12 protein-coding genes are annotated in these 11,952 nt (G+C 75.7%); 4 read left to right on the top strand and 8 right to left on the bottom strand.

The genetic code is table 11. The features are described 5' to 3' along the window. Window positions 1-28 precede the first annotated feature (28 nt). Together JE024_RS29725 and JE024_RS29720 are read right to left on the bottom strand one after the other, a co-directional pair. Window positions 29-856 carry a hypothetical protein gene (locus JE024_RS29725; protein ID WP_205377046.1) on the bottom strand — a complete coding sequence of 276 codons (828 nt, stop codon included), beginning with the start codon at window positions 854-856 and terminating at the stop codon, window positions 29-31. Window positions 857-1,101: 245 nt separating this feature from the next. Continuing rightward, a complete protein-coding gene (locus JE024_RS29720) occupies window positions 1,102-1,647 on the bottom strand; it encodes a DoxX family protein (RefSeq protein ID WP_205377045.1) in 546 nt (181 codons plus the stop codon). A 271-nt stretch (window positions 1,648-1,918) separates the two neighbouring features. Between JE024_RS29720 and JE024_RS29715 the strand changes: the two genes are divergently transcribed. Beyond that, window positions 1,919-2,383, top strand: a complete 465-nt coding sequence (locus JE024_RS29715; protein ID WP_205377044.1) for a Rieske (2Fe-2S) protein — start codon at window positions 1,919-1,921, stop codon at window positions 2,381-2,383. 283 nt (window positions 2,384-2,666) lie between these two features. Here JE024_RS29715 and JE024_RS29710 read toward each other — a convergent pair whose 3' ends face one another. Next, entirely contained in the window at window positions 2,667-3,569 is a 903-nt protein-coding gene (locus JE024_RS29710; RefSeq protein WP_205377043.1) for a LysR family transcriptional regulator, read from the bottom strand. 73 nt (window positions 3,570-3,642) lie between these two features. Here JE024_RS29710 and JE024_RS29705 point away from each other — a divergent pair, with 73 nt between their 5' ends. Further along, window positions 3,643-4,776: a DMT family transporter gene (locus tag JE024_RS29705; protein ID WP_244883258.1), complete on the top strand. Its 1,134-nt coding sequence runs from the start codon at window positions 3,643-3,645 to the stop codon at window positions 4,774-4,776. 91 nt (window positions 4,777-4,867) lie between these two features. Here the strand turns inward: JE024_RS29705 and JE024_RS29700 are convergent, their stop codons facing one another. Beyond that, window positions 4,868-6,199: an aminotransferase class I/II-fold pyridoxal phosphate-dependent enzyme gene (locus JE024_RS29700; protein ID WP_205377042.1), complete on the bottom strand. Its 1,332-nt coding sequence runs from the start codon at window positions 6,197-6,199 to the stop codon at window positions 4,868-4,870. Window positions 6,200-6,234: 35 nt separating this feature from the next. Between JE024_RS29700 and JE024_RS29695 the strand changes: the two genes are divergently transcribed. After that, window positions 6,235-6,915, top strand: coding sequence for a pyridoxamine 5'-phosphate oxidase family protein (locus JE024_RS29695; RefSeq protein ID WP_372449883.1), 681 nt, complete (start codon window positions 6,235-6,237; stop codon window positions 6,913-6,915). Window positions 6,916-7,162: 247 nt separating this feature from the next. On the opposite strand, the gene JE024_RS29690 is transcribed toward JE024_RS29695, so the two are convergent. From JE024_RS29690 to JE024_RS29675, 4 genes are all read right to left on the bottom strand, one after another. Beyond that, the gene (locus JE024_RS29690; protein WP_244883257.1) at window positions 7,163-8,146 is read right to left on the bottom strand and encodes a DMT family transporter; all 984 of its coding nucleotides are present in this window, start codon (window positions 8,144-8,146) and stop codon (window positions 7,163-7,165) included. Between the two features lie 370 nt (window positions 8,147-8,516). After that, window positions 8,517-9,590 (bottom strand): EamA family transporter, encoded by a 1,074-nt coding sequence (locus JE024_RS29685; RefSeq protein WP_244883256.1) that lies wholly within the window; start codon window positions 9,588-9,590, stop codon window positions 8,517-8,519. A 31-nt stretch (window positions 9,591-9,621) separates the two neighbouring features. After that, entirely contained in the window at window positions 9,622-10,158 is a 537-nt protein-coding gene (locus JE024_RS29680; protein WP_244883255.1) for a Clp protease N-terminal domain-containing protein, read from the bottom strand. A gap of 206 nt (window positions 10,159-10,364) precedes the next feature. Continuing rightward, complete coding sequence (locus tag JE024_RS29675) at window positions 10,365-10,991, bottom strand: PadR family transcriptional regulator (protein ID WP_205377039.1); 627 nt, start codon at window positions 10,989-10,991, stop codon at window positions 10,365-10,367. A 138-nt stretch (window positions 10,992-11,129) separates the two neighbouring features. On the opposite strand from JE024_RS29675, the gene JE024_RS29670 reads away from it, so the two are divergent. Further along, entirely contained in the window at window positions 11,130-11,948 is an 819-nt protein-coding gene (locus JE024_RS29670; protein WP_205377038.1) for a PhzF family phenazine biosynthesis protein, read from the top strand. Window positions 11,949-11,952: the final 4 nt, after the last annotated feature.

Here is an 11,952-nt window from a genome sequence, read left to right as displayed (position 1 = left end):
CGCGGCGCCGGCCCTCGGCCGCGGATGCTCAGGAGCGGGCGCGGAAGCAGACCAGGGTGGCCCCGTCGTCGGCGATCAGCGACCAGTAGCGCCGGTTGTCCCCGCTGCCGGTGCGGCAGTGGTCCGCGGTGGCCCCGGCGGGCGCCCGGTAGACGGCGTCGACGACCATCACCTGGTTGTAGGGGACGGGCACCCGGGTGTCGTCGCAGCCGGCCGCGGTGGAGGCGCCGATGGAGGTGACGGTGTCGCCCGACTGCTCGGCGAGGACGCAGTAGTTGCGCACCCAGACCCGGTTGAGGCAGAGCGTCGTGGTCTCGCCGCTGACGGCGGAGCGGTGGCTCCAGGTGTCCCGGCCGGTGCCGGAGGGACAGGAGACGGCGGCGTCGCCGGTCCGCGTGACCTGGAACAGCCCGGCCCGTTCGCTGCGGCAGGAGACGGCGCTCGGCGGCACCGGCACGTTCCACTCGGCGCCGTCCCGGTGGACCGGCAGGCAGGTGCCCTGGACCACCGCGCGGAACGCCGCTTCCGTCGCGTCGGCCGGCTCGGGGGGCGGCTGCTCCGCACCGTCCCCGCCGCCACCCGTTTCACCGCCACCCGTTTCACCGCCGCCGTCCGAACCGCCGCCGTCCGAACCGCCGACCTCGATGCCGGGCAGCGGCACGTCGCCCGGTCCGGGACCGTCGCCGGCATCGCCGGGGCCGTCGCTCGGACGGGCGGAGGACCCCCGGTCCGCGCTCCCGCCGGAACCGGGGTCCGAGGAGGGGTCGTGGCCGGCTCTTCGCCCGCAGCCCACCAGGAGGACCGGGACGAGCAGCCAGACCAGACAGACCCACACTCCCCGACGGCGGCTTCGCATCGCACTCCCCCGATTCCCCGTTGTCACCCGCAGGTTGCTGTGGTGCGAGCATGACAGCGGCGTACGGGGTGAGGCAGGGCCCCACCCCGTTCTGTCACGAGGCTGCGACATCCGGTGACGGCACCAGGACCCGGGACCGCGGCCCGGCGTCCGGTCACGGACGGGCGGGCGGGCGGGCCGCGGACAGTCACTCGGCCGCGGACGGCCGCGGTCGGTCGGGGTCGGCCGCGGACGGCCGCGGTCGGTCAGTTGCGGATGAGCAGGACGAGGCCGGCGAGCACCGCGCCGAGCGCCACGGCGGCGACACCGTGGCCGAACCGGTGGGCGGGGAGCGGCAGGAAGCGGTCCACGGCGATCCGGCCCGGACCGGTGAGGGCGAGCGCCCCGGCCCCGGCCGCGAGCACCAGCTCGTACTCGACGCCCTCGGGGGCGAAGAAGCCGCCGCCCCACTTGACGGCCATCGCGTTGATCATGGTGCCGAGGACGGCGGCGCCGGCCAGCGGCGTCAGCACACCGAAGGCCAGCCCCAGGCCGCCGAGCACCTCGCTGAGTCCGGCGATCACGGCCATCGTCTCGCCCGAGGGGTAGCCGCTCATCGCGAAGAACTGGCCGGTGCCCTCGATGCCTCCGCCGCCGAACCAGCCGAAGAGCTTCTGCGCACCGTGCGCGGCGACGGCGAGTCCGAGGACCAGCCGCAGCAGGAGCAGTCCTCCGTCATGGGCACGGGACGAGGGGACGGCTGCCCCCGAGGTGTCGGCGGGCAGGCTGGCGGTACGGGGGACGGCAGACATGGGGCACGGGCCTCTCTGTCGCGGACGGTGGCATACGGAACTGCGCTTGAAAGTTCAAGCATGTGCAACGTAACAGGTTGCGTGAAACTTCAACAACACCGCCCCGAGGGCACGGCACGGGGGCGCGCACCACACCGCCCGAGGCCACGGAGCGCACCGCTCCCGGGGACCGTTGCTGAGAATTGTGTGAAGCCTTGAACAACCGGGCGGGAGATCGCGTACACCAGGAGGAACCCGTCGGCACAGGGCCGGCCGTGAGCAGGGAGCTGACATGACCGGATCGCAGGGGACCCCGCGGACCGTGGCGCGGCGCACCGTCGTCGCCGCGGTGGGCGGCGCCGGTCTCACCGTCGCGATGACCGCCTGCGGCGGCTCGGACGACCCCGGGCAGACCGTCTCCGACAAGCCGGGCGGCGAGGGCGCCACCGGCGGGACGGGTGGCGGCACGGGAGGCGGGGCCGAGATCGCGAAGACGACCGACATCCCGGAGGGCGGCGGGAAGGTCGTCGGCGAGGTCGTGGTGACCCAGCCGCAGGCGGGCCTGTTCAAGGCGTTCTCGTCGAAGTGCACCCACCAGGGCTGCGCGGTCAAGGACGTGTCCGCCGGAGTCATCAACTGCCCGTGCCACAACAGCCAGTTCGACGCCACGGACGGCAGTGTGAAGGCCGGGCCCGCGACCACGCCGCTGCCGCCGGCCCAGATCGTCGTGGAGGGGGATTCCATCAGGCTCGCGTGACCCGCGGGCCGTCCGAGCGCACGGGGTCAGGCGCCGGACGGCGGACGTGGATCACGCGGACGGCCGGTCCGGGGCGCGCGAGCACGGTGCGCGGCCCGGACCGGCCAGGTGGCCCGTCCGGGGCGCGCTGGTCGGCGGCGCCCCGGACCGGCCGCACCGTCCCCGGCGGCCGGGCCCGGCCACGCCGCGGCCGGCCATCCCGGCCACCGTCGCGCGGCGCCGTGCGACGGCGCCCCTCGGCCCGGCCCCTCCGCCACCGCCCGCAGGACCGCGACGGCCACCCTCAGTCGGACCCCTCCGCCACCGCCCGCAGGGCCGCGACGGCCGCCCTGATGGAGGGCCTGCGGTCGGCGTCCGTGCGCCAGACCGCGTAGACGTGCCGGCTCATCCGCTGCCGCACGGGCACCAGCGCCACCCCTTCCGGCACCGGCCCGCGGCCGAGGCGGGGCGTGACGCAGACGCCCAGACCGGCCGCGATCAGCGCGAGCTGGGTGTGGTGCTCCCCCGCCATGTGCGCGATCCTCGGCTCGACGCCCTGGGAGCGCAGGGTGAACACCAGCCAATCGTGGCAGAACTCCCCCTCCGGCCAGGACACCCAGTCGTCCTCGGCGAACTCGGCCAGGTCGACCTCCTCGCGGCCGGCGAGCCGGTGCCCGGCGGGCATGGCCACGTCGGTGACGTCGTCGAGGAGCCGGGCCTGCGCGAGCCCGGCGGGCACGGGCAGCCGCTTGTTGCTCCAGTCCAGGACGATCGCCAGATCGAGATCGCCCCTGATCACCGAGCGGATCCCCGACTCGGGCTCCATCTCCCTGGTCCGCACCCGCAGTTCGGGATGGCGGGCGCGGAGCGCGCCGACCGTGCCGGGGAACAGGCCGCGCGCGGCCGTGGGGAACGCGCCCAGCCGGACCTCGCCGACGACCTGCCCGCGCTGGGCCTCGATGTCCGACTGCGCGAGCTCGACCTGGGACAGGATGCGCGCCGCGTGATCGGCCAGCAGCCGCCCGGCGTCGGTGAGCCGCACGCCGCGGCCGTTCCTGGCGAGGAGCTGCTGGCCCACCTCCCGCTCCAGCTTGGCCATCTGCTGGGAGACGGCCGACGTGGTGACGTGCAGCCCCTCGGCGGCGGCGCTCACCGATCCGTGCCGCGCGAGGGCGTCGAGGGTGCGCAGGCGCTCCAGGTTCAACATGTAAGCGATGCTACGGGAACGGGTCCATCTTTTCTCACTTGTTCTACGAGGTGTAAGGCGCGATGGTGGTCCCATGAGCGCCGCAGCCACCGCCGGACCCGCCTCCGGCCGCACCCCCGCCCACCCCGTGACCCCGCCCCCCGGGGCCCGCCGCCGCGCCCTCGACTGGCGCCTGCGCTTCGCCCTGCTCTCCCTGGTCTGGGGCTTCAGCTTCCTGCTGATCAAGGTGGGGACCGAGGCGTACGCACCGTTCCAGGTCACCTTCGGCAGGCTGCTGTTCGGCACGGCGGTGCTGGCGGTCGCGATGGCCGTGCGCCGCGACCGGCTGCCCCGGGGGCTGCGCACCTGGGGCCACCTCATGGTCGCCGCGTTCCTGCTGAACGCCCTGCCGTTCTCCCTCTTCGCCTACGCCGAGCTGACGATCCCCTCGACCCTCGCGGGCATCTGCAACGCCACCTCCCCGCTGTGGGGCATGGCGCTGTCGCTCGTCGCGCTCTCCGAGGACCGCCCCACCCGCCGGCGGGTCGCGGGGCTCGGCCTCGGCTTCCTCGGCGTGCTGACCGTCCTCGGAGCGTGGCAGGGCTTCGCCGGGCTCGACGTCCGGGGCACGGCGATGGCACTGCTGGCCTCGCTCAGCTACCCGATCGGCTGGATCTACGTCCGCCGCACCCTGGCGGGCTCCAGCCACTCGCACCTCTCGCTGACCGGGGCGCAGCTCGGGCTCGCCACCCTGCAACTGGGCCTGGTGACCCCGATGTTCACCTCGGTCCCCACCTCGTTCCCGCTCGTCCCGCTGCTCGCGGTGGTGGCCCTCGGCACGCTCGGCACGGGGCTGGCGCTGCTGATCCAGTACGGGCTCGTCGCCGAAGTGGGCCCGACGACGGCGCAGATGGTCACCTACTTCATCCCGGTGATCGCCACGGCCGCGGGAGTCGCGGTGCTCGACGAGTCGCTGTCCTGGAACACCCCGGTGGGGGCGCTGATCGTGCTGGTGGGCGCCGCCCTGACCCAGGGCCGCCCCAAGCCCGCGGCCCCCGCCGCGGCGACGGGCGCTCCGGCGGACCGGGCCGCGCCGTCGGCTCCGGCGCCGTCCGCTGCGGGGCCCGCCGCCCCGGAGCCCGCCGCCCCGGTAGCGAGCCCCGTGGTCCCCGCCACCGTGGCGGCCGGGGCCCCGGAGTCCGCGGTGGCCTGCGGCGCGACGCGGTGAGCGGGCGGTGAGCGGCGGCCGGGGGCGCCCCCGGTCACCGCTCACCCGTGCCGTTGGCAGGGGCGCCCCGCTCCGCGGGTGACGGCGCCCCTCAGCCGTAGGTGCGTGCGGGCACGGGGCGGCAGGCCTCCGCCAGGGCAGTGGCGAGCGGTTCGATGTCCTCCGGCGTCAGGGTCGAGACGGTGACACGGACGCCGGGCGGCGCCGCCAGCCGGAACCGCGCCCCGGGCGCCACCGCCCAGCCGGCGCCCAGCAGGCGGGTGACGACGCCGGTCTCGTCGGCGACGGGGATCCAGACGTTCATCCCGCTGCGCCCGTGGGAGGCGACGCCCCGGCGGGCGAGCGCGTCCACCAGCGCCTGGCGCCGGGCGCCGTAGGCACGGGCGACGGCCGCCGGATCCACCGCCGCCGACCGCCACAGCCCGGCGACGGCCTGCTGGAGGATGTGGCTGACCCACCCGGGCCCGAGGCCGAGCCGCCCGAGCACCCGGTCGACGGTGACGGTGTCGCCGGTAACCACGGCCACCCGCAGATCGGGCCCGTAGGCCTTGGCCGTGGAGCGCACGAAGGCCCAGTGCGCCGTGGTGCCGGCGAGGGCGTGCAGCTCCTGTTCCACGATGGCGTGCCCGTGGTCGTCCTCGACGAGAAGGGTGTCCGGGTACCGGGCGAGCACCTCCCGCAGGGCGGCGGCCCGCCCGGCGGTCACGGCCGCGCCGGTCGGATTCTGGGCCCGGTCGGTGATCACCGCCGCACGGGCGCCGCCGGCCAGGGCGCGTTCCAGGTCGTCCGGGAGCGGGCCCTCGTCGTCGAGCCCGAGGGGCACGGCCGTGAAGCCGAGCGCGGTGACGAGGTCGAGCAGACTGCCCCAGCCCGGGTCCTCCACGGCGACCCGGTCCCCGGCGCGCAGATGGGCGGCGAGCACCCGCTCGATGGCGTCGAGGGCGCCGGAGGTGACGGCGAGCGGCCCGGCGGGCACCCCGTCCGCGTCCAGCGCCGCCCGCGCCAGCCGGGCGAACTCCGGGTCGACGGGGCCCTGTCCGTAGAGCACCGGCGCCTCGTCGTGGCGGGCCGCGGCGGCCGCGAACGCCTCGCGCAGCGGCGGCAGCAGCGCCCTGTCGGGGTTGCCGCCGCCGAGGTCGCGCACCCCCGGCGGCGCCTCGACGCGGATCGCGTTGCGCGGGGTGCTGGCCGGGCGCGGCCGCACCCGGCTGCCCCGACGGCCCGCGGTCTCGATCACCCCGCGCTCGCGCAGGGTGCGATAGGCGGCGGCGACGGTGTTCGCGTTGACCCCGAGCGTGGCGGCCAACTCCCGCATGGGCGGCAGCAGTTGCCCGGGATCCAGCCCGCCGTCGCCGACCGCGCGCTCGATGCTCGCGGCAATCTCCGATGCACGCCGTCCGGCGATCCGATACTCTCCTAGCACAAAGCAGATTATGCACTAGTGCAATGGAGTTCGCAATGGCCGACCACACCCCGCCGGACACCGCCGCCTACGGACCGACGGAGCGCACGGTGCCGACCCGTTCCCGTGACCGCGCGTCCTACGACCGGGAGACGGTGCACGCGATACTCGACGAGAGCTACCTCTGCCATCTCGGCTTCGTCCGCGACGGCGCCCCCGTCGTCCTGCCCACGCTCTACGCGCGGGTCGGCGACGCGCTCTACGTCCACGGCTCGACCGGCTCCCGGCCGCTGCGCATGACGGGCGAGGCCGATCCCGGGCTGCCGGTGTGCCTCACGGTCACCCATGTCGACGGTCTGGTGCTCGCCCGCTCGGCCTTCCACCACTCCATCAACTACCGCTCGGTCGTGGTCCACGGCACCGCCCGCCAGGTGACCGACCCGCAGGAGAAGAACCTCGCGCTCGACGCCCTCGTCGACCAGGTGGTGGCGGGCCGCTCCGCCGACTGCCGTCCCGCCGACGCCAAGGAACTGGCCGCCACGGCGGTGATCCGGCTGGACCTCACGGAGGCCTCCGCCAAGGCCCGCACCGGCGGCCCCAACGACGACGACGCGGACATGGGGCTCCCCCACTGGGCCGGCGTGATCCCGGTCGCCCGCACCTACGGCGCGCCCGTCCCGTCCGCCGACCTCACGGACACCGTCCCCCTCCCGGCCTACCTGACGCCCCACGCCTGACCCGCCTCCCGCGCCACGCCTGACCGGTCTCCCGCGCCGCGCGGGGCCCGGGAGGCCCGGCCCCGCGGGGCCGGGCCGGTGCAGCCGCGCCCGGCCGCCCCGGGACCGGCGCTCCGCCGCCCCGGGCGCCGCCGCCGGACCTCCGGCCGAATGCGGACGCCGCGCCCGCCGCCGCAGGGCCGTGCGGCCCTTCCGGGGGCCGGGACGGGCCGGGGGTGCGCGCCACGGCGCGCACCCCCGGCTGGCGTCAGGCGGTCGCCGTCGCCTTGCGGCGTACCGCGACCCCCCGCGCCTCGGCCGCGGCCAGCCCCGCCACCGCGATCAGCAGCAGCAGCGTCCCGGCGACGGTCGCGGCGGTGAGCTGCTCACCGAGCAGCCCGACCGCGATGACGGCCGCGCTCACCGGCTCCAGCAGCATGATCACGGAGACGGTCGCGGCACGGACGACGGCGGCCCCCGCGAAGTAGAGGGCGTAGGCGAGGGCGGTGGGCACCGCGGCGACGTACACCATCAGCCACACCACCCGCGCGGGCTCCGCGGTGTACGGCAGCAGCCCTTCGGCGAGGGCCATGGGCAGCAGACCGGCGGACCCGATGGCGAAGGCCCAGGCCGTCGTCGACAGCGAGTCGCCGCCCTGGCCGTCCCTGCCGAGCCGGCGCGTGAGCAGCGTGATCGCCGCGTAGCCGGCCGCCGAGACCAGGGCCAGCACGACGCCGAGCGGCCGCACGGTGCCGCCCTCGCCGCCGAGCACCAGCACGGCGAGCCCCGCCAGCGCGCCGGTCACGGCGAGGACGCCGCCGCGGCCGAGGCGTTCGCCCATGGTGAGACGGGCGCCCACGGCGATCAGCACCGGGCCCGCGCCGAGGGTGACGACGGTGCCGACCGCGAGCCCGGTCGCCTCGACGGCGGCGAAGTAGGCGCTCTGGAAGACCGTGAGCCCGATCCCGGTGCCGAGGATGCGCACCAGGCGCCGGCGCCGGGTCTCGGGCACCACGGGCGTGACGGTCCCGGCGGCCCTGCGGCGGCGGGCCCGGACGCCCAGCACGGCGAGCAGCAGCACCAGGCCGCCCGCGCAGCGCCAGAAGGAGAGGGAGAGCGGTCCGAGGTCGCTCGCCGCGAAGACGAGGGAGGCGGCCGCTCCGGCGGTGCCCCAGGCGACACCGGCGAAGATCAGATAGACGAGGCTGCGGCCGACGGGCACACCGACGGGGGCAGCGGAGGAGTACGACACGTAGGTCTCCGGGTGAAGAACGGGTGGGTTGATCGCTCGGCTCCGTCACGCGGGCAGCGACGAACCGCTCGGGGACACCCCGAGCCCGGTCTTCGTCAGGAGACGGCCGCCCGCGCTAGGCGGCGGGAGGCGGCAGAACGGTCGAATGCATGGGCAGCACACTAAGGTGCCGGACGGCCCGCGGACAACTCGCCCCCCGCCTCACCGCACCCGCCCCGCCCGCACCACCGACCGCCGTCGACGGGCGCACCACCCGCCGCCCTCCACGCGCTCACCACCGTGCACACCCGCAGCCCCTCGTCCACAGTCCACGCGCGCACCACCGTGCACACCCCCACGCCTCCGCAGCCGCCCCGTCCGGCGCCACCGGTCAGACCCGCACGCCTCCGCCACCACCGGCCGCGGGCGCCCCGCCGCCCTCCGCCGCAGCCGCCCCGCCGCCGTCCGCGGCGGCCACCCCGCCTCCGCCCGCGACCTGCGCGCCGATCCCGCCGCCCGTCGCCTGTTCGGCGCCTGCGGCGACCGGCCCGGAGGGCGCCTTCGGCGCCTGGGACTGGGCGATGAACGCGCCGACGAGCACCACGGCGCCGCCGAGGATCTGCGGCGCGGAGAGGTGCTCGCCGAGCAGCACCCAGGCGAGGACGGTCGCCACGACCGCCTCCAGACAGGCCACCACACCGGCCACCTGCGGCGAGAGCCTGCGCACCGACACCACGCCGGTGACATACGCCGCCACCGTGGCGATCAGCACGATCCAGGCGATGAGCAGAAGGGCGGGCACCTCGGTGCCGTCCATGCCCGCTCCGCCGGCGAGCAGCGACCAGTCCATCGACCAGGGCCGTGCCACGAGGGTGAGCACGGCGGTGCCGACGAGGAGCCCGTAGGCGATCACTCCCAGCGGATCGGGCGCGTCCTCCCCGCCGCCGCCGTGGTCGGACAGGACGAAGTAGCCCACCTGGCAGCACGCCGCGCCCAGCGCGAGCACCAGCCCGAGGGCGTCGAAGCGGAGTCCGGCCCAGACCTCGACGACGCAGGCGAGTCCGGCGACGGCGAGGACGACGCCGAAGGCGGCGGCGCGGGTGACCGGCCGGCGCTGCACGAAGCGGACCCAGCCGAGGACGAGCGCGGGCGCCAGGTACTCGACGAGGAGGGCGACGCCCACCGGGATGCGGGAGATCGCGGCGAAGTAGCACGCCTGGACACCGGCGACGGCGAGCAGTCCGAAGCCCGCGAGCAGCGCGGGCCTGCGGCGTACGAGGTCCCGGTGGCGCCAGGCCACCGGGAGCATCACGAGCGCGGCGCCGGCGACCCGGAGCCACACCACGTGCAGCGGGTCCAGGCCCGCCTCGATCAGCGGCTTGGCCGCCACCCCCGACCCACCGAATGCGAGCGCGGACACCAGGGCGAGCCCCAGTCCGGCGCTTCTTCCCGAAGACGCGTGCATCGGGTCATGATGTCAGCGCGCGACAGGAGCGTCACTTCCGTGACGCATGTCGAGACGATTCCGCGATCCGGGCCAAGAGGGGGGCCGTGTCGATGCCCGCCCGGTGCAGCACCTCGACCGCCCGGCTGTCCGGATCCGCGACGACGCAGGCGAGGAGGTCGAGGCAGCGGGCACGCGGTTCGCCGCGCAGCCCGGCCCTGAGCAGCGCCCCCCGCATCGCGCCGGACGCGGACGGCGACCATCCGGTCTCGCCCCGGCCGATCACCCGCAGTGCGCCGGAGTCCTCCACCGATCCCTGCCAGCGCAGCCCGTAGCCGATGCTGCGCTGCACCAGGTAGCCGAGCACGCGGGCCACCTGCGGTCCGTCGCCGACCGCGTCCCGGACGTCGGGGTCGGCCTCCAGCAGGGAGTGCAGCAGATGGGCCGTGTCGATCTGCCGGTCCCCGTCGCGCAGCGCTCTGCGGCGGGCACCGGCGACCACCGCGCCGAGCTCGGCGGTGAGCTCGGCGTCGGTCCCGGTGTGGCCGGGAGCGGGCTGACGCGGGACGCGCGGGGCGGAGTTGTGCACGTATCCCACCCCATCAGGCGTTCGGGGCCGAAGCGTCCTCGCGAGGGAGCATCCGCGCATCCGACGCAGGGTGGGCAGGGCCGCCGGTTCCTCCTCCTTGCGGATGACGGGGCGATGGGTGCCCGTGGGTGGCCGCCCCCACACCGGGCGGCCCGAAGGCGCGGCAGGGGCCCCGCGCGGTGCGGGGCCCCTGCCGGCGACCGGGCTCAGTCCTCGTCGGCGAGGATCAGATAGAGCTTCTTGCGCGCCTCGTTGATGACGGCGACCGCCTTCTGGCGCTGCTCGGCGCTGCCGGTCTTCCAGACCTGGCCGAAGGCCTCCATCAGCCCGAATCCCGCCTGCCGGATCTCGTTGACCGTCTCCCAGTCGACGCCGCGGCCGGCCTCCTCCCAGGGGGCCTCCGGGCCGGACTCGGCCTCGGTGCGGCCCGTCTCGGTGAGGGTGAAGAGCTTCTTGCCGCCCTCGCTGGCGCTGACGATCAGCCCCTCGTCCTCGAGCAGTTGGAGGGTCGGGTAGACCGAGCCGGGGCTGGGCTTCCACGCCCCGCCGCTGCGCTCGCCGATCTCCTGGATCATTTCGTAGCCGTGCATCGGCCGGTCCTTCAGCAGCGCGAGGATCGAGGCCCGCACATCGCCGCGCCGCGCCCTCCCCCGGCCTCCGCCGCGACCGCGGCCGCCCCCGAAGGGCCCGCCGAACGGCGGTCCGAACGGGCCGAACGCGGCACGGCGGCCCTCCCATTCGCCCCGGCCGTGATGTCCGGGACCGCAGTGGCCACGGCCGTGACCGAATTCGCGGCCCTGGCCGAATTCCTGTCCCTGTCCTGGTGAACGCATCGCGCACTCCTTCCATCGTTGATCTGTCGCGATGCGTCAACGATATATCGGAACCGATCGGACGACAAGCGCCGACCGGTCCATCCGTCCCGGATTGGCCTTGGCCCGCCCGCTCGGCGGACCGCTAGCGTCCGGCTCATGCGCATCCGAATCGTCGACGCCTTCACCGACCGCCCCTTCGCCGGCAACCCGGCGGGGGTCCTGCTGCTCGACTCCGCCGGCTTCCCCGACGACACCTGGCTCCAGCAGGTGGCCGCCGAGGTGAACCTGTCGGAGACGGCGTTCGCCCACCCGCTGCCGCCCGGCGGCGAGGCCGACTTCGCGCTGCGCTGGTTCACCCCGGCCACCGAGGTCGACATGTGCGGCCATGCCACCCTGGCCACCGCCCACGTCCTGCACACCACGGGCGCGGCCGGCGGCACCGTCCGGTTCGCCGCGCGCTGCGGGATCCTGTCCGCGACCGCCCACGCCGACGGCATCACGCTGGACTTCCCCACCTCGCCGCTGGTCCCGGTCGAAGCCCCCGAAGCGCTCGCGGGCGCCCTCGGCGCCCGGATCGTGTCGGCCCTCGACACCGGCGTGCACATCGGCGACCTGCTGGTCGAGGTCGCGGACGAGCGCACGGTCCGGGCCCTCGCGCCCGACACGGCGGGTCTGGTGGCCCACTCCGAACGCGGCATCATCGCCACCGCCCGCGCCGAGGACCCGGCCTCGCCCTACGACTACGTCTCGCGCTGCTTCTTCCCCCGGGTCGGCATCGACGAGGACCCGGTCACCGGCAGCGCCCACACCGCGCTCGCGCCCTTCTGGTCCGCCCGGCTCGGGCGCGCGGAGCTGACCGGCTTCCAGGCCTCCGCGCGCGGCGGCCTGGTGCGCACGGCGGTGCGCGGGGACCGCACCCTGCTGACCGGCCGGGCCGTCACCGTGATCGACGGCGAACTGCTGACCGCCCCCTGAACGC

It is taken from the genome of Streptomyces zhihengii (assembly GCF_016919245.1).
In the GTDB taxonomy this organism is placed as follows: Bacteria; Actinomycetota; Actinomycetes; order Streptomycetales; family Streptomycetaceae; genus Streptomyces; species Streptomyces zhihengii.
The sequence above is the reverse complement of the archived record's forward strand: the minus strand, read 5'-3'. Positions and strand labels throughout refer to the sequence as shown.

What these genes read in the sequence shown, in the direction of transcription:
- JE024_RS29695 (WP_372449883.1), top strand. Translation starts at nt 6,235, where the DNA reads ATGGCCGACCACACCCCGCCGGACACCGCCGCCTACGGACCGACGGAG.
- JE024_RS29670 (WP_205377038.1), top strand. Translation starts at nt 11,130, where the DNA reads ATGCGCATCCGAATCGTCGACGCCTTCACCGACCGCCCCTTCGCCGGC.
- JE024_RS29705 (WP_244883258.1), top strand. Translation starts at nt 3,643, where the DNA reads ATGAGCGCCGCAGCCACCGCCGGACCCGCCTCCGGCCGCACCCCCGCC.
- JE024_RS29715 (WP_205377044.1), top strand. Translation starts at nt 1,919, where the DNA reads ATGACCGGATCGCAGGGGACCCCGCGGACCGTGGCGCGGCGCACCGTC.
- JE024_RS29725 (WP_205377046.1), bottom strand. Translation starts at nt 856, where the DNA reads ATGCGAAGCCGCCGTCGGGGAGTGTGGGTCTGTCTGGTCTGGCTGCTC.
- JE024_RS29710 (WP_205377043.1), bottom strand. Translation starts at nt 3,569, where the DNA reads ATGTTGAACCTGGAGCGCCTGCGCACCCTCGACGCCCTCGCGCGGCAC.
- JE024_RS29685 (WP_244883256.1), bottom strand. Translation starts at nt 9,590, where the DNA reads ATGCACGCGTCTTCGGGAAGAAGCGCCGGACTGGGGCTCGCCCTGGTG.
- JE024_RS29675 (WP_205377039.1), bottom strand. Translation starts at nt 10,991, where the DNA reads ATGCGTTCACCAGGACAGGGACAGGAATTCGGCCAGGGCCGCGAATTC.
- JE024_RS29720 (WP_205377045.1), bottom strand. Translation starts at nt 1,647, where the DNA reads ATGTCTGCCGTCCCCCGTACCGCCAGCCTGCCCGCCGACACCTCGGGG.